Below are 15,204 nucleotides of genomic sequence, written 5' to 3'. Positions count from 1 at the left end.
GGCAGCAGCGGAATCTCTTTCAGCACGTATCGCCCCTAATGTGGATGAGTCGGCTGTTGATGGGTCGGCCCCCGCGGGGGCCGGGCGCCCGGTTCAGTCGGGCGCCACTCTGGATTTCTGCTCGCTGTTCTCGTAGATCAGCAGCGGCTCGGACTCACCGTCAATGGTGGCGCTGTCGATCACCACCTTGGCCACGCCCTCCAGGGACGGCACCTGATACATGGTATCCAGCAGCACCGCTTCCAGGATCGAGCGCAGCCCGCGGGCGCCGGACTTGCGTTCCATGGCCTTGCGGGCCACGGCGCGCAGGGCGTCGTCGCGGAAATCCAGCTCCACGCCTTCCATGTCGAACAGGCGGGTGTACTGTTTGGTCAGGGCATTGCGCGGCTCGGTGAGGATCTGCACCAGCGCCTCCTCGGAGAGTTCCTCCAGGGTGGCGATCACCGGCAGCCGGCCGATGAACTCCGGAATCAGGCCGTATTTGACCAGGTCTTCCGGCTCCACCGAGGCCAGGGTCTGCCCCATGCTCAGTGCCGTGTCCTTGCTCTTCACCTCCGCGGAGAAGCCGATGCCACCCTTCTCGGAGCGGTCGCGGATCACCTTGTCCAGCCCGGCGAAGGCACCGCCGCAGATAAACAGGATGTTGGAGGTGTCCACCTGCAGAAATTCCTGCTGCGGATGCTTGCGACCGCCCTGGGGCGGCACCGAGGCCACGGTGCCCTCGATCAGCTTGAGCAGCGCCTGCTGCACGCCCTCACCGCTCACATCGCGGGTGATGGAGGGGTTGTCGGACTTGCGCGAAATCTTGTCGATCTCGTCGATATAGACAATGCCGCGCTGGGCCTTGTCCACGTCGTAGTCGCACTTCTGCAGCAGCTTCTGGATGATGTTTTCCACATCCTCGCCCACGTAACCCGCCTCGGTGAGGGTGGTGGCGTCGGCGATCGTGAACGGCACGTTCAGCAGTCGCGCCAGGGTCTCGGCCAGCAGCGTCTTGCCGCTGCCGGTGGGACCGATCAGCAGAATGTTGCTCTTGCCCAGTTCCACGTCTTCGCGGTTGCGCGATGACTTGGAGCCCAACCGCTTATAGTGGTTGTACACCGCCACCGACAGCACCCGTTTGGCGCGCTCCTGACCAATCACGTAATCGTCCAGGGTGGTCTTGATTTCCTGCGGCTTGGGCAGGCGCTCATCGCCGCCGTCGCCGGACTCTTCCTGCACTTCCTCGCGGATGATGTCGTTGCACAGATCCACGCACTCGTCGCAGATAAAGACCGACGGGCCCGCGATCAGCTTGCGGACTTCATGCTGGCTCTTGCCGCAGAACGAGCAATACAGCAGTTTGCCGTCGTCGCCCTTTCCGGTGGTATCGGTCATCGAATCGCCTCAGAACCTGATGTTTCAGTTTGAAGATGCCGGGTGCCACCGGCTTTTTCAAGCCCGGCGGCGCCCCGGCGCGGGTGCGCGGCGGCCTCAGCGGCGTCGCAGCACCTCGTCGACCAGGCCGTATTCCTTCGCCTGGCTGGCGTCCATGAAGTTGTCACGGTCGGTGTCGCGCTCCACCACTTCCAGCGGCTGGCCGGTGTGTTCGGCGAGCATGCGGTTGAGATCGCCCTTGATCTTGAGTATCTCGCGGGCATGAATCTCGATGTCGGAAGCCTGACCCTGAAAGCCGCCCAGCGGCTGGTGGATCATCACCCGCGCGTTGGGCAGCACATAGCGCTTGCCCCGGGCACCGGCGGCCAGCAGGAAGGCGCCCATGCTGGCGGCCTGGCCGATGCACATGGTGGACACGTCCGGCTTCACGAACTGCATGGTGTCGTAGATCGACATGCCGGCGGTCACCGAGCCGCCCGGGCTGTTGATGTACAGGTTGATGTCCTTATCCGGGTTCTCGGACTCCAGGAACAGCATCTGCGCGACGATCAGGTTGGCCATGTAGTCTTCCACCTGACCGACCATGAAGATCACCCGCTCCTTGAGCAGGCGGGAGTAGATGTCGAAGGAACGCTCGCCCCGGGAGGTCTGCTCGATCACCACGGGCACCAGGCCCACGTTGGTCGGATCCTGCATCAGGGTCTTCATTTCCGGAGTGACGGACGTGATCCGGCTCAAATCTATCATCTAGCGCTTCCTTTTTTGGGTCCCTACGGGGCCGCCTTGCGACCCGCAGAGGGTAATTGGGGCGCGGAAGCCCGCTTACAAGGCAGGGCGCGCCTATTACCCCGATAGTAAGGGGGCCCCCGGGGGCCGTCCATAAAGGCCGGTGAATAAGCGGTTCAACTGCGCAAAAGTTGCGCAAAAGGGCCCCATTTGAACGAAAAAACCTCCGAAACACCGGTTTTTCCGGTCTTTCGGAGGTTGGCTGGGTGCCGTCGACGACGGCACCTGGCGGCGTCGGGCCCGGTTCAGCCCTGCTGCTGGTCGCGGGGCTTGACCGCGTCCTGGTAGGGCTGGGGCTTCTCTTCCACCTTGGCGGACTCCAGCACCAGGTCCACCACCTGATCTTCCAGCACCGCGCCTTCGATCTGCTGCAGCTGCTGCGGGTTGCTGTAGATCCAGTTGACCAGTTCCTCGGGCTGCTCGTATTGAGAAGCGATTTCCTCGACGCGGGTCTTGACCCGGTCGGCGTCCGCCTGCAGCTCGTGCTTGTCGAGAATGGCGCGCATCACCAGGCCCAGGCGCACGGAACGCTCCGCCTGCTCCTTGAACAGCTCGGCGGGCAGCATGGAGGCATCGAACTGCTGGCCACCGCCAAACTGCTGCATCATCTGCTGACGCATGCGGTCCACTTCCTGGCTGACCAGGGCTTCCGGCAGGTCGAACTCGTGCTGGCCGGCCAGGCCGTCCATCACCTGTTCCTTGACCTTGCCGCTGACCGCGTTCTTCAGCTCGCGCTCCATGTTCTTGCGCACTTCCGCCTTGAACGTGTCCATGTTGCCGTCCTCGACGCCGAACGCCTTCATGAACTCGGCGTCCACTTCCGGCAGGGTCTTGGCTTCCACCTTGTTGACCTTGATCTGGAACACCACGGCCTGGCCTTTCAGCTCCTCGGCCTGGTAGTCCTCGGGGAAGGTCACGTCGATGTCCTTCTCCTCGCCGGCCTTCATGCCGACGATGCCGTCCTCGAAGCCCGGGATCATCTGGCCGGAGCCCAGCTCCAGGTTCTGGTCTTCGGCGCTGCCGCCTTCGAAGGCTTCGCCGTCCTTCAGGCCCTTGAAGTCGATGTTGACGCGGTCGCCGTTCTCGGCGGCCCGGTCCACTTCCGCGAACTCACCGCGCTGCTGGCGCAGGGTCTCGATCATTTCGTCCACGTCGGCGTCGGTCACTTCCGCCACCGGCTTTTCCACTTCGATGGCGTCGAACGCCGCCACTTCCACCTGCGGGAACACCTCGAAGGTGGCCACGAATTCCAGGTCCTCACCGGCCACGTTCTTGGTGGCCTCGAAGCCGGGCATGCCGGCCGGCTGCAGCTTTTCCTGCTCCACCGCTTCCAGGAAGGACTCGCGCATCACGTCGGCGAGCACCTCGTTACGCACGGCGGCACCGAAGCGACGCTTTACTTCCCGCATCGGCACCTTGCCGGGGCGGAAGCCATCCAGGCGGACGCTTTTCTGCGCCTCGAGGAGCTTGTTCTCCACGGCGGCGTCCACTTTCTCCGCGGGGACACCCACGGTCACGCGCCGCTCCAGGCCTGAAGTCGTTTCTACGGAAACCTGCATAACATCCTCTTTCTAAAGACTTTTGGGGCCGGAGACCGATCAGAACGGCCCGGGACCACGTACTTTGAAGGGCGGCAATTATAGTCAATCGCGCCGCCCACATGGAAGGTGGCCATAAAAAAAGCCCCCGGGCGATCACCCGGGGGCTTTCATGTTGGGGTGGCTGATGGGACTTGAACCCACGACCACCGGAGTCACAATCCGGGGCTCTACCAACTGAGCTACAGCCACCAACGAAATCGTCGCTTCCACCCGACCCGCGTTCCATCTTGCCGTCAAGGCATTTATTCGATGGCACGCCTGGCAGGGCTCGAACCTGCAACCTACGGCTTAGAAGGCCGTTGCTCTATCCGGTTGAGCTACAGGCGCTTTAACCGAACCCACCGTCAAGCCCGCTAATGGTCGGGGTGGAGGGATTCGAACCCCCGACATCCTGCTCCCAAAGCAGGCGCGCTACCAGACTGCGCTACACCCCGCCGGGCAGGTCGAGCGAGGCGGCATAATACCCGCGCCCCCCGGGACCGTCAACGACGCCCCGACCCGGGGCGTGCCGTTCGCTGGAATATTCGCCAGCCGGGCGGCGCTTTGCCCGAAACCGGCACCCATGCGAGAATCCGCGCTCCTTACCTGGACCCGACAGACAGAGAGAACCGATGAGCGCGCAGATTCTGGATGGCAAGGCGCTGGCCCGGCATTTCGAGGAAGAAATGCAAGGCCGCGTGGAGGCCCTGAAAGCCAAGGCCGGGGGACGTACCCCGATTCTCGCCACCATTCTGGTGGGCGCCGACCCGGCCTCCGCCACCTACGTGAAAATGAAGGGCAACGCCTGCCGGCGGGTGGGCATGGATTCCCTGGCCGTGGAACTGCCGGAGGACACCACCACCGAACAGCTGCTGGCGCGCATCGATGAACTGAACGACAACCCGGACGTGCACGGCATTCTGCTGCAGCATCCGGTGCCGGCGCAGATCGACGAGCGCCGCTGCTTCGACGCCATCCGCCTGGACAAGGACGTGGACGGCGTCACCTGCCTGGGCTTCGGCCGTATGGCCATGGGCGAAGCCGCCTACGGCAGCGCCACGCCGAAGGGCATCATGCGGCTGCTGGAGCATTATCAGGTGCCGATGGAGGGCAAGCACGCGGTGGTGGTGGGTCGCAGCGCCATTCTCGGCAAGCCCATGGCGATGATGCTGCTGGGCGCCAACGCCACCGTCACCGTCTGCCACAGCCGCACCCGGGACCTGCCGGAGCTGGTGCGCCAGGCCGACATCGTGGTCGGTGCGGTGGGCCGCCCGGAGTTCATCAAGGCGGACTGGATCAAGGACGGCGCGGTGGTGGTGGACGCCGGCTTCCATCCGGAGAAATGCGGCGACATCGAACTGGGCCCGCTCACCGACCGGGTGGCCGCCTACACGCCGGTGCCCGGCGGGGTCGGCCCGATGACCATCAACACCCTGATCTTCCAGACCCTGGCGGCGGCGGAAAAAGCCCTCGGCTGACCGCCCTACTCTCCGATGGAGACGCTGGCGGTCATGCCGGCCACCAGCGTCAGATCCCCGGGCACCTGATCCAGCTCGATGCGCACCGGAATACGCTGGGCCAGACGCACCCATTCGAAGGTGGGCGACACCGGCGGCAGCCCCTGATCGGTGCCGGAGGCGGCGTTGGGGTTGGCGATACCCCGGGCGATACCGGCCACCCGCCCGCTCAGGGTGCGCTCGCTGCCCAGCAGTCGCACCCGCGCCGCATCTCCCAGCTTGAGCCGGTGCACCTGGGTCTCCCGAAAATACGCTTCGATCCAGAACGAATCACCGTCCACCAGCGTCAGCACCGGCTCGCCGGCGCGGGCGTAATCGCCGGCATGGGCCAGCAGATGGGTGACGAAGCCGGCGGCCGGCGCCGGCACTTCGGCGCGCTGCAGGTCCAATTGCGCCTCCTTGAGCGCCGCCTCCGCGGCGTGCAGGTCGGCCCGCGCCACCTCCGCCAGGCGGGTGGCGGACTCCCGCTCCTCCGAGGACACCGCCCGGCCCAGCCGTTTGCGGCGGCCGGCCTCGTCGTCACGCAGGCCCAGTTCCTGGCGCCGGTGGGCCAGTTCCGCTTCGGCCCGGTCCACCGCCAGGCGATAGCGGCGCGGGTCCACGCTGAACAGGGCATCGCCCTCCTCCACCCGGCTGTTGTCGGTCACCGTCATGGCGGTGATGCGCCCGGACACGTCCGGGGCCACCTGTATCACCGCCGCCCGCACCCGGGCGTCCCGGGTCCACAACTGATGCACATAGTGAAACCACAAAAACCAGACGGCGATGGCGGCGCCCAGCACCAGCGCGCCGGTCATCAGCAGAGCGCGCCAGCGGCCCGCGCGGCGTTCAGACATGCGCGTGCTCCCTGTTCAAGACCTTCGCTACCGTCAAGACCCTTGCCACAATAAAGCACTCCCGAACATAAACAGCGCCAGCGCCACCGCGCACAGCACCAGAAACACGCACAGACCGGCCAGAGCCGGATGCCAGAACCAGCGATAGCCGTCGACCCGCCCGATCAGCCGGTTGACCGGCCAGAACAGCAGCAGCGCCAGCAGCAGCACCGGCAACAGGGGCGGCAGCAGCACGCCGCCCAGATCGATTTCATACAACATCCTGGTTCCTCAGGCCCCGCCAGGGCCGGTCCGCGGAGCCGGCCAGAAAGAAGCCGGCATAGCGACGGATAATACTGATCTGCAGACGCAGACGCACAACCGAACGCACCAGCCGGCGACGTTCGCCGGGGTCCAGTTCCGGGCCGTAGGCGCGCTGGCAGCGGCGCAGCACCGTGTCGGCCTGGGCGGTGAGCGCCAGCCAGCGGTCTTCGTCGCCGTCGCGCAGCACCCGCTGGGTGTCGCGGATCAGACGGGTGATGGCCAGCTTTTCATCACCGGGCAGCCCGCGCCGGCAAAGCATGTTCAGGTACAGCAAGCCGAGCCCCAGGGTGACCGCCGCCAGGGCGCCGCGCAGCAGGTCGCCGTCCCGCGGGTCGTTGGGATCCAGATTCGGCAGCAGCAGGCCGATGCGGTCGTAGAGCTGGCGCTCCAGCCGGTGGCGCGGCCAGCGCCGGCGGATCGGCCAGCGCCCCAGGGTGCGGCACAGATCCCGGCACAGCCGCTGCCGGGCCTGCGCCGGCGTGTCCCCGGGCCACACCAGCATGAAGGCCAGCACCGCCAGGGCCATGCCCATCCCCAGGGACAACATATTATTGAACAGCGGCAGAGCGTCGAAATTCTGCAGCGGCGACAGGTCCAGCAACAGCGGAAAGAAGATCGTCACCGGGATTCCGATGCCCGCCGTGGCCGGCCGCGCCATCGCCAGACCGGCCAACACATAGACCGGCGCCAGCCAGACCACCAGCTCCGCGAAGCCATCACTGCCGGGCAGCAGCACCAGTCGATACAGCGTCGCCAGCAGCGCCGCCAGGGCGGCGCCCTTGATAAAGCCGCGCACCGCCGCCAGCGGGTTGTCGCGGGTGGCGAACAGCGCGCAGATCACCCCCACCTGGATCGCCACGCCGGCGCCCTGGGGCGAGGCGCTCCAGTACCAGAACGCCAGGGCGCCGCTCAGCGCCAGGGCGGCGCGCACGCCGTTGCGCCAGGCCTGGGACGGGTCCAGGTGGGGCCGCGAGGTGCCGCCCCGCCACTGCACCAGGGGCGCCCGGTCGGTGAGCATGGCGAACAGCGCCACGCTGGAGCGCAGCCGGTCGCACAGCTCGGCGCTGTGCTCCAACGCCAGCTGCAGGGAATAGAAGCGCTCGTCGTTGTCGTCCCGCTGGCCACCGCGCAGTTCCCGGGCCAGGGTCCGGGCGCGCACGTACAGGCCGTGCAGGGTGTCACGCAGGGCCTCCGGCGGCGCCTCCGGGTCCAGGGCGGCGATGTCCGCCAGCAGCGCGGTGACGGCGGGATGGTGGTGCCGTTCCGCGTAGCGGTTCACGTAGGCGTGCAGCGGCCCCACCGAGGAGATCATCGCCAGCATTTCATGGCCAAGACGCCGGCACAGGCCGGCGCGGTTACGCAGCCTCGGGAAATCGAACAGAGCGTGTTCGCGCAGGTTTTCCAGCGCCATGCCGTCGGTGATCAGGGCCTGCCGGCGGGCCCGCAGTTGGTCCCGGTCCAGCTCGCCGGCGGCGGTATCGGCCACCAGCCGGATCAAGGCGATCAGTTGGGTGCGGCTGCTCTGCAGGTAGGCGCCGCCGGCGGAGCGCGGCCATACCAGCACGCTGAGCAGGCTGACACAGACGATGCCCAGGCCGATCTCGGTGACCCGGGCCACCGCCAGGGAAAAGGTCTGATCCGGCGCCAGCACCGCCGGCACGCCCACGATCAGGGCGCTGTAGCCGGCCAGCACGAAGGCATAGGCACGGAAGTTACGCAGCAGGCTGGCGGCGAAGGTGCACAGCCCCAGCCACACCACCAGGGCGACGAAGAACAGGGTGGGCTGGCTGTTGAGGGCGCCCACCAGCAAGGTGGCCACCAGGGCGCCGCCGAGAGTGCCGAGCAGCCGGTAGATGCCCTTGGCCACGGCCATGCCGCCCAGGGGCTGGGCGACGATGTAGACCGTCATCAGGGACCATTTGGGCTCGTCCAGGCCCAGCGCCAGGGCGATATAAAGCGCCAGCATGCCGGCGGCGAAGGTGCGCAGACTGAACTGCCACTCCCGCGCCCCGGCCTGGCGCACAAAGGCCGGGATCAGGCTTCCCGGGGCCAAGATTCCCGCAGACCCACGGTACGGTTGAACACCGGCTTGGCGGCGGTGCTGTCCCGGTCCACGCTGAAGTAGCCCTCGCGCTCGAACTGGAAGCGGGTCTCGGCGGCGGCGCCGGCGGCGCCGGGCTCCACCACGCAGCCGCTCACGACACGCAGGGATTCGGGATTAAGGTGGTCGAGGAACGACTCCCCCTCCGCCACTTTCGCCGGGTTGGCGACCTGGAACAGGCGGTCGTAGAGGCGCACCTCACAGGGCACGCCGCGGTCGGCGCTGACCCAGTGAATGACGCCGCGCAGTTTGCCCTGCCCTTCGTCGTTCTCCGGGTTCTTGCCCAGGGTGTCCGGATCGTAGCTGCAGCGAATCTCGACGATCTCGCCGGCGTCGTCGCGGACCACGGATTCGGCGCGCACCACATAGCCATAGCGCAGCCGCACCCGGTCACCGAGTACCAGCCGCTTGTACTTCTTATTGGCCTCCTCGCGGAAGTCCTCCCGGTCGATGTAGACCTCCCGGGTCAGCGGCATCTCGCGGCTGCCCATGGTCTCGTCCTGCGGATGCACCGGCGCCACCAGGGTTTCTTCGTGGCCCTCCGGCCAGTTCTCGATCACCAGCTTGAGCGGGTTGAGCACGCAGAAGGCGCGCGGGGCGTGCTGGTTAAGGTCGTCGCGGACCGCCTCTTCCAGCACACTCATATCGATCACCGAGTCGGCCCGGCTGACGCCCAGGGCCTCGCAGAAGTTGCGAATCGCCGCCGGCGTGTAACCGCGCCGGCGCAGGCCGCTCAGGGTGGGCATGCGCGGATCGTCCCAGCCGTCCACGTGGCCTTCGTCCACCAGCAGCTTGAGGCGACGCTTGCTGGTCACGGTGAAATTCAGGTTAAGCCGTGAGAATTCGTACTGACGGGGCTGGGCCGGCACATCCACATTGTCGATCAGCCAGTCGTACAGCGGTCGGTGATCCTCGAACTCCAGGGTACAAAGGCTGTGAGTGATGCCTTCCAGGGCATCGGACAGCGGGTGGGTGAAGTCATACATCGGGTAAATGACCCACTTGTCGCCGGTCTGATGATGCGCCTTTTTGCGTATCCGGTAGAGAATCGGATCGCGCAGATTCAGGTTCGGGCTCCGCATGTCGATACGGGCCCGCAGCACCGCCTCGCCCTCGTCGAAGTCGCCGGCGCGCATGCGTGCGAACAGCGCCCGGTTCTCTTCCACGGACCGGTCCCGATGGGGGCTGTCCTGGCCGGGCGTGGTGAAGTTGCCACGCATTTCGGCGATTTTCTCCGGCGATTGGGTGTCCACGTAGGCCAGCCCCTTATCGATCAGCTGAAGCGCGAAATCGTGCAGCTGGTCGAAGTAGCCGCTGGCGAACCGCACCGGCCCGGCCCATTCGAACCCCAGCCATTCCACGTCGCGCTGGATCGAGCGGATGTACTGCTCTTCTTCCTTCTCCGGATTGGTGTCGTCGAAGCGCAGGTGGCAGGCGCCGCCATAGCTTTCGGCGATGCCGAAATTCAGGCAGATGGACTTGGCGTGCCCGATATGCAAATAGCCGTTGGGCTCCGGCGGGAACCGGGTGACCACGCGGCCATCGTTTTTTCCTTCCGACAGGTCACGATCGATGATCTGTCTGATAAAATTGCTGGGCGCTTTTGCTTCACTCATTGAGCCGCCTGCGGCTGAAATCCGGGGTGCGCTAGTGTACAGTGCGCCCCCCCACAGTCAAAGACTCCCCGGATCCGGAGACCCCATGAAAGTGCTGTTGACCACCACCTACGGAAAGATCCTGCTGGAACTGGACGCCGAGAACGCGCCGAACACCACGGACAACTTCGTCCAGTACGTCAAGGACGGGCACTACGACGGCACCGTGTTCCACCGGGTGATCAGCAACTTCATGATCCAGGGTGGCGGTTTCACCCCGGACATGGAACAGAAGCCCACCCGCGCGCCGATCGAGAACGAAGCGGCCAACGGCCTCTCCAACGAAGTGGGCACCATCGCCATGGCGCGCACCAGCGATCCGCATTCCGCCAGCGCCCAGTTTTTCATCAACGTGGCCGACAACCACTTCCTGGACAAGGCCCGCTCCCCGGACGGCTGGGGCTATGCCGTGTTCGGCAAGGTGGTCGAGGGCATGGAAACGGTCAACCGCATCAAGGGCGTGGCCACCGGCAACAAGGGCTTCCACCAGGACGTGCCCCGCGAGGACGTGATCATCGAGTCCGCCGAGGTTATTGAAGAATGAGCCGAGGAATGAGCCGGGCCCTGCTCGCCGCCCTGCTGCTGTTGCCCGCTCTGGCGCTGGCCGCCAATCCGCGGGTCGAGCTGACCACCAGCCAGGGCGACATCGTGCTGGAGCTGTACCCGAAGGCGGCGCCGGACACGGTGGCCAACTTCCTGCGCTACGTGGACGACGGCTTCTACGACGGTACCGTGTTCCACCGGGTGATCAACGGCTTCATGATCCAGGGCGGCGGCTTCGACGCCGACCTGAAGCAAAAGGACACCCGCGCGCCGATTAAGAATGAAGCGGACAGCGGCCTGCGCAACGAGCGCGGCACCATCGCCATGGCGCGCACCGGCGACCCGAACTCCGCCACCGCCCAGTTCTTTATCAACCTGGTCAGCAACCGCAGCCTGGACCACACCGACAAGACGCCCCGGGGCTGGGGCTATGCCGTGTTCGGCAAGGTGGTGGAAGGCATGGACACGGTGGAACGCATCGCCACGGTGCCCACCGGCAGCGGCCAGATCGCCGGCGGCCCCCGGGTCCGGGACGTGCCGCGCACGCCGGTGGTGATCGAGAAGGCCCGCCGCCTGGACGCCGCCAACGACCAGCAGTAAACGACCAGCAATAGTAGAAGGCCGCCATGAGTTACAGCCTGCTGATTTCCGACCTGCATCTGGACCCGGTGCGCCCCGAGCACCTGGCGGAGCTGGAACGCCTGCTGGCCGACCAGGCGGGCCGCGCCGAGCGCCTCTATGTGCTCGGCGACCTGTTCGAGGCCTGGATCGGCGACGACGACGACAGCGACTTCAACCGCCAGGCCATCGCCGCCTTCCGTGCCTTCTCCGACGCCGGCTCCGGGCTGTTCTTCATGCACGGCAACCGGGACTTCCTGCTCGGCCAGCGCTTCGCCGACGACTGTGGCGGCACCCTGCTCGACGAAGGCACGGTGGTGGACCTGCACGGCACCCGCGCCCTGTTGATGCACGGCGACAGCCTGTGCACCGAGGACCAGGCCTACCAGCAGTTCCGCGCCATGGCCCGCAATCCCCAGTGGCAGCAGATGATGCTGGCCAAACCGCTGGAGGAGCGCCGCGCCCTGGCCCAGGGCATGCGCATGCAGAGCCAGAGCAACAATGCCAACAAAGCCGAGAACATCATGGACGTGACCCCGTCCGAGGTGGTGCGAGTGATCAACGAGGCCGGCGTGCGCGATCTGATCCACGGCCACACCCACCGCCCGGCGGTGCACGATGTGGACCTGGGCGATGGCCTCAGCGGCAAGCGCTGGGTGCTGGGCGACTGGGGCCGGCAGGGCTGGTGGATCGTCGCCGACGGCGACGGCCCGCGCCTGGAAAGCTGGGATATCAAGGAGTAACGGACAAGGCTTCCGCCGGCACGCCGGAATGGAACCGGAACGCCTGGTCCGGCTCCTCGATCAGCGCCCTCTCCTTCTCCTTGAAGAACGCCACCCGCTCCTCGATGGGACCGTCCGCGTAGAGCCGCGCCAGGCGCAGATAATCCTCGAAATGACGCGACTCACTCTTCAATAAATACCGGTAATAGCGACCCAGCTCCTCATCCACGTGGGGCGCCAGGGCGGCGAACCGTTCGCAGGAGCGGGCCTCGATCAGCGCGCCGATGATCAGGGTGTCCACCAGCCGGCCCGGCTCCGAGGTACGTGCGTGACGGCGCAGCCCCTGGGCGTAGCGGGACGGCGACAGATGGTCGTAGGTAATACCGCGTTGGCGCATCATCCCCACCACCTGCTCGAAGTGCAGCAGTTCTTCCCGGGCGAGCTGGCTGAGATTGTCCAGCAGCTCCGGGCGGTCCACATAGCGGAACATCAGGTTCAGCGCCGTGGACGCGGCCTTCTTCTCGCAGTGGGCATGGTCGATCAGCAGAATATCCGGATGCGCCAGCGCCCAGCCGATCCAGGCCTCCGGCGTCGGGCACGGCAGGAATTCACGCAGCGGGGTAATGTCGGTCATGGCCACCTCAAGCAGGACGGCGCCATTCTACAAGGCCGCCGGCGCAAAACCAGCCCGGGTGAGCGGGCCACCGCGCCGGCGCGCGGCGGCCATGGCGATCAGGTGGGCGGGCAGCCGCCGTCGTAATCGGTGGGGAAGATCCGCGAGATCAGCGCGTACAGAGCCGGGTCATAGCTTTCCAGCTCGCCCCGGGTGTTGACGCTGTTATGCAGGCCATTGGGCGGATCCGACTCCAGGTTGCTGTTGAACCAGCTCTGCACGCCCTCGGCCCAGTATTCCTCCACGTTGTCGTCGGCGTAGGTGTTATCGAACAGGCCCTGGTCCAGGGCGTTCTGGTAGGCCGCCCGCAGGGCGGTGCCGAAGGCCGGGTTGAGTTCGCGCAGGGCCATGATGTCCACCGAGTGGGCGAATTCATGGATGAAAATGTCCTCGTGGCGACCCGGATCCTGGTAGGGATCGTTGCCGTAGCAAAGCACGTTTTCCTCGGTGCCGCTGCTCACCGGCCGCGCCATGGTGGCGCCCAGGCCGCCGCGAGCGCGCTGGTCCCAGGTATCGCCCTCCAGGGGGAACACCGTGTCCAGATCCGAGTAGGCGGGGATTTGAGTGATGCCCTCGCCGTCGCCGGTGACCGCCGCCAGGGTGCCGTTGTCGATCATTTCCGCGAGCAGGTCCTGGCGCAGGCTCATCATGCCCAGGATGGTCTGGCAGGCGTGCGAGAGCGCCGCCGACGACACCTGATCGCCCCCCAGTACCGGCAGCCCGTTGGCGTCGGCGTACTGGGAATAATAGGCCTGCTGCTCGCTGTTCAGCTCAAGGCTGGCCGGCGGCGCGCCCACGGCGCAGTCATAGTCCGACACCGCCCGGGCGGTGAACTGCCAGGAGCGGGCCCGCGCCAGCGCTTCACCCTCGCTGTCGGTGATGCCGTCCAGGGTCACGGTGTAGCTCTGGCCATCCACCAGATCCACATCCGGCGTGAAGATCACCAGTTCACCGTCCTCGCTGTAGCGGAAGGAACCGGTCACCTCGTTGACGCCGGCGGTCACCGCGAAGCTCCCGGCGTCCACGCTGGCCGGGTCCACCGGGCCGGAAAACACCGCCACCACCGGGTAATCCGCCTTCTGTTCGGCGCCGTCCACCGGACTGCTGGCATTCAGGGTGAAGCCGCCGCCACCGGGACCGCCGCCCGGATCGCCGCCGCCGGCGCCCTCTCCTCCTCCGCCGCCACCGCCGCCGCCACAGCCGGCCAGCGCCAGGGCGGCCAGCCCGATCAGGGCCGGCAGTGCCGCTTGCTGTTTGCCTCCAAGCCACTTCATCGTTGTTTCCCCTCTTCCATCATTGATGCCTGCTGTTCTCGGTGCCTTGATGCTGACCCAGGCCCCCGGCCACCGGTATTCCCTAATAAGGGGGCGCGCTCGGCGCCGACTTACCGGCGGATAACGCGCCGGTAACCCGCCGTTACCCGGCCGCGCTCACGGTTGCCCCTGGTGTTCAATGACGGCGGCGATATAATCGCGCCCCATGGGAAGACGAACCAACCCCGCCATCCAGACCCTCAAGGGGCGCACCGCCGCCGGCGCGCTGCGCCTGCTGGGTCTGTTGCCGTTCCGGCTGAACCGCGCCATCGCCACCGTCCTGGGGCGCCTGCTGGCGGCGCTGCCGACGGAATCACGCCGCATTACCCGCATCAACCTGGCGCTTTGTCTGCCGGATCAACCGGCGCCGGAACGGCTGGCCCGGCAATCCCTGGTGGAAAGCGTCAAGAACACCTTCGAGATCGCCCGCTTCTGGCACCGCCCGGAGGACGGCCTGGAACGGGTGGTGGCCGAGGACGGCGACGGCCCCCTGCGCGAGGCGGTGGCCAACCGGGAGCCGGTGCTGATCCTGGCGCCGCATCTGGGCTGCTGGGAGGTGCTCAACTTCTGGCTGGCCCGGGAGTTCGGCCTGCACGCCATGTTCGCCCCGTCCGGCCTGCCGGAGCTGGATCAACTGATCAAGCAGGGCCGGGAGCATTTCGGCACCACCATGTACCCGGCCACCGCCCGGGGCGTGGCCGGACTGGTGCGCGCCATGCGCCAGGGCGCGCTCACCGCGATCCTGCCGGACCAGGTGGCGGACCGGCGCAGTGGCCGCTTCGCGCCGTTCTTCGGGCAGCCGGCCTTTACCGGCACGCTGAGCTGCAAGCTGATCAAGCAGACCAACGCCCGGGTGTTCATGGCCTGGGCCCGACGCCTGCCCGGCAGCGAGGGCTTCGAGATTCGCGTGCGCCCGGCGGACCCGGGGGTCCACGACGACGACCTGGACTACGCCCTGACCACCATGAACCGCTCCATCGAAACGTTGATCCGCGAGGAGCCGGCCCAGTATCTGTGGAGCTACAAGCGCTTCCGCCGCCAGCCCCCGGGCGGCCGCCTGCCCTATTGACGAGACCACCAACAGAACCAGTGATTACGAGTATTCACCGGATGAATGACTGAACGGCGGGTTCCGTTTAACAGTTGATGGGGTTTCGGCTATACTCCGCGCGCAATTCCA

Annotated in this window: 14 protein-coding genes and 3 tRNA genes; 5 read left to right on the top strand and 12 right to left on the bottom strand. The window is 66.5% G+C overall.

The window, feature by feature from the left end; genetic code table 11:
* Window positions 1-93: 93 nt before the first annotated feature.
* The 6 genes from clpX to ACLD0W_RS17175 all read right to left on the bottom strand — a co-directional run bounded on the left by clpX (window position 94) and on the right by ACLD0W_RS17175 (window position 4,198).
* Complete coding sequence (gene clpX, locus ACLD0W_RS17200; RefSeq protein WP_410308681.1) at window positions 94-1,377, bottom strand: ATP-dependent Clp protease ATP-binding subunit ClpX; 1,284 nt, start codon at window positions 1,375-1,377, stop codon at window positions 94-96.
* A gap of 96 nt (window positions 1,378-1,473) precedes the next feature.
* Entirely contained in the window at window positions 1,474-2,124 is a 651-nt protein-coding gene (gene clpP / locus ACLD0W_RS17195; RefSeq protein ID WP_410308680.1) for an ATP-dependent Clp endopeptidase proteolytic subunit ClpP, read from the bottom strand.
* A 284-nt stretch (window positions 2,125-2,408) separates the two neighbouring features.
* Window positions 2,409-3,722, bottom strand: coding sequence for a trigger factor (gene tig / locus ACLD0W_RS17190; RefSeq protein WP_410308679.1), 1,314 nt, complete (start codon window positions 3,720-3,722; stop codon window positions 2,409-2,411).
* A 155-nt stretch (window positions 3,723-3,877) separates the two neighbouring features.
* A tRNA-His gene (locus tag ACLD0W_RS17185) sits at window positions 3,878-3,953 on the bottom strand.
* Window positions 3,954-4,014: 61 nt separating this feature from the next.
* Window positions 4,015-4,091 (bottom strand) — tRNA-Arg (locus tag ACLD0W_RS17180).
* A 30-nt stretch (window positions 4,092-4,121) separates the two neighbouring features.
* Window positions 4,122-4,198 (bottom strand) — tRNA-Pro (locus ACLD0W_RS17175).
* A gap of 177 nt (window positions 4,199-4,375) precedes the next feature.
* Here ACLD0W_RS17175 and folD point away from each other — a divergent pair.
* Window positions 4,376-5,221, top strand: a complete 846-nt coding sequence (gene folD, locus ACLD0W_RS17170) for a bifunctional methylenetetrahydrofolate dehydrogenase/methenyltetrahydrofolate cyclohydrolase FolD (protein ID WP_410308678.1) — start codon at window positions 4,376-4,378, stop codon at window positions 5,219-5,221.
* A 5-nt stretch (window positions 5,222-5,226) separates the two neighbouring features.
* Here folD and ACLD0W_RS17165 read toward each other — a convergent pair whose 3' ends face one another.
* From ACLD0W_RS17165 to ACLD0W_RS17150, 4 genes are read right to left on the bottom strand one after another with little or no spacing between them, the layout of a single operon-like run.
* The gene (locus ACLD0W_RS17165) at window positions 5,227-6,096 is read right to left on the bottom strand and encodes an efflux RND transporter periplasmic adaptor subunit (protein ID WP_410308677.1); all 870 of its coding nucleotides are present in this window, start codon (window positions 6,094-6,096) and stop codon (window positions 5,227-5,229) included.
* A 33-nt stretch (window positions 6,097-6,129) separates the two neighbouring features.
* The gene (locus tag ACLD0W_RS17160; RefSeq protein ID WP_410308676.1) at window positions 6,130-6,357 is read right to left on the bottom strand and encodes a DUF1656 domain-containing protein; all 228 of its coding nucleotides are present in this window, start codon (window positions 6,355-6,357) and stop codon (window positions 6,130-6,132) included.
* Entirely contained in the window at window positions 6,347-8,452 is a 2,106-nt protein-coding gene (locus ACLD0W_RS17155) for an FUSC family protein (RefSeq protein ID WP_410308675.1), read from the bottom strand. Before ACLD0W_RS17155 ends, ACLD0W_RS17160 begins: the two co-directional genes overlap by 11 nt.
* Window positions 8,434-10,116, bottom strand: coding sequence for a glutamine--tRNA ligase/YqeY domain fusion protein (locus tag ACLD0W_RS17150; protein WP_410308674.1), 1,683 nt, complete (start codon window positions 10,114-10,116; stop codon window positions 8,434-8,436). The genes ACLD0W_RS17155 and ACLD0W_RS17150 overlap by 19 nt, the downstream gene beginning before the upstream one ends.
* 85 nt (window positions 10,117-10,201) lie before the next feature.
* Here ACLD0W_RS17150 and ACLD0W_RS17145 point away from each other — a divergent pair, with 85 nt between their 5' ends.
* The 3 genes from ACLD0W_RS17145 to ACLD0W_RS17135 are packed head-to-tail and all read left to right on the top strand — an operon-like array spanning window position 10,202 to window position 12,059.
* Window positions 10,202-10,699 (top strand): peptidylprolyl isomerase, encoded by a 498-nt coding sequence (locus ACLD0W_RS17145; protein ID WP_410308673.1) that lies wholly within the window; start codon window positions 10,202-10,204, stop codon window positions 10,697-10,699.
* Window positions 10,696-11,298, top strand: coding sequence for a peptidylprolyl isomerase (locus ACLD0W_RS17140; RefSeq protein ID WP_410308672.1), 603 nt, complete (start codon window positions 10,696-10,698; stop codon window positions 11,296-11,298). The genes ACLD0W_RS17145 and ACLD0W_RS17140 overlap by 4 nt, the downstream gene beginning before the upstream one ends.
* A gap of 26 nt (window positions 11,299-11,324) precedes the next feature.
* Window positions 11,325-12,059 (top strand): UDP-2,3-diacylglucosamine diphosphatase, encoded by a 735-nt coding sequence (locus ACLD0W_RS17135; protein WP_410308671.1) that lies wholly within the window; start codon window positions 11,325-11,327, stop codon window positions 12,057-12,059.
* Here the strand turns inward: ACLD0W_RS17135 and ACLD0W_RS17130 are convergent.
* Together ACLD0W_RS17130 and ACLD0W_RS17125 are read right to left on the bottom strand one after the other, a co-directional pair.
* The gene (locus ACLD0W_RS17130; protein WP_410308670.1) at window positions 12,049-12,672 is read right to left on the bottom strand and encodes a tRNA-(ms[2]io[6]A)-hydroxylase; all 624 of its coding nucleotides are present in this window, start codon (window positions 12,670-12,672) and stop codon (window positions 12,049-12,051) included. The two genes, ACLD0W_RS17135 and ACLD0W_RS17130, sit on opposite strands and share 11 nt — an antisense overlap.
* Before the next feature lie 98 nt (window positions 12,673-12,770).
* The gene (locus ACLD0W_RS17125) at window positions 12,771-13,985 is read right to left on the bottom strand and encodes an Ig-like domain-containing protein (RefSeq protein ID WP_410308669.1); all 1,215 of its coding nucleotides are present in this window, start codon (window positions 13,983-13,985) and stop codon (window positions 12,771-12,773) included.
* Window positions 13,986-14,190: 205 nt separating this feature from the next.
* On the opposite strand from ACLD0W_RS17125, the gene ACLD0W_RS17120 reads away from it, so the two are divergent.
* Entirely contained in the window at window positions 14,191-15,093 is a 903-nt protein-coding gene (locus ACLD0W_RS17120) for a lysophospholipid acyltransferase family protein (protein WP_410308668.1), read from the top strand.
* The last annotated feature ends 111 nt before the right edge of the window (window positions 15,094-15,204 follow it).

It is taken from the genome of Alloalcanivorax sp. C16-1 (assembly GCF_046507805.1).
Lineage (GTDB): Bacteria > Pseudomonadota > Gammaproteobacteria > Pseudomonadales > Alcanivoracaceae > Alloalcanivorax.
This window is presented reverse-complemented; position numbering and strand designations above follow the sequence as displayed.

What these genes read in the sequence shown, in the direction of transcription:
- ACLD0W_RS17145 (WP_410308673.1), top strand. Translation starts at nt 10,202, where the DNA reads ATGAAAGTGCTGTTGACCACCACCTACGGAAAGATCCTGCTGGAACTG.
- ACLD0W_RS17135 (WP_410308671.1), top strand. Translation starts at nt 11,325, where the DNA reads ATGAGTTACAGCCTGCTGATTTCCGACCTGCATCTGGACCCGGTGCGC.
- ACLD0W_RS17160 (WP_410308676.1), bottom strand. Translation starts at nt 6,357, where the DNA reads ATGTTGTATGAAATCGATCTGGGCGGCGTGCTGCTGCCGCCCCTGTTG.
- ACLD0W_RS17120 (WP_410308668.1), top strand. Translation starts at nt 14,191, where the DNA reads ATGGGAAGACGAACCAACCCCGCCATCCAGACCCTCAAGGGGCGCACC.
- clpX (WP_410308681.1), bottom strand. Translation starts at nt 1,377, where the DNA reads ATGACCGATACCACCGGAAAGGGCGACGACGGCAAACTGCTGTATTGC.
- ACLD0W_RS17165 (WP_410308677.1), bottom strand. Translation starts at nt 6,096, where the DNA reads ATGTCTGAACGCCGCGCGGGCCGCTGGCGCGCTCTGCTGATGACCGGC.
- clpP (WP_410308680.1), bottom strand. Translation starts at nt 2,124, where the DNA reads ATGATAGATTTGAGCCGGATCACGTCCGTCACTCCGGAAATGAAGACC.
- folD (WP_410308678.1), top strand. Translation starts at nt 4,376, where the DNA reads ATGAGCGCGCAGATTCTGGATGGCAAGGCGCTGGCCCGGCATTTCGAG.
- ACLD0W_RS17130 (WP_410308670.1), bottom strand. Translation starts at nt 12,672, where the DNA reads ATGACCGACATTACCCCGCTGCGTGAATTCCTGCCGTGCCCGACGCCG.
- ACLD0W_RS17125 (WP_410308669.1), bottom strand. Translation starts at nt 13,985, where the DNA reads ATGAAGTGGCTTGGAGGCAAACAGCAAGCGGCACTGCCGGCCCTGATC.
- ACLD0W_RS17150 (WP_410308674.1), bottom strand. Translation starts at nt 10,116, where the DNA reads ATGAGTGAAGCAAAAGCGCCCAGCAATTTTATCAGACAGATCATCGAT.
- ACLD0W_RS17140 (WP_410308672.1), top strand. Translation starts at nt 10,696, where the DNA reads ATGAGCCGAGGAATGAGCCGGGCCCTGCTCGCCGCCCTGCTGCTGTTG.
- tig (WP_410308679.1), bottom strand. Translation starts at nt 3,722, where the DNA reads ATGCAGGTTTCCGTAGAAACGACTTCAGGCCTGGAGCGGCGCGTGACC.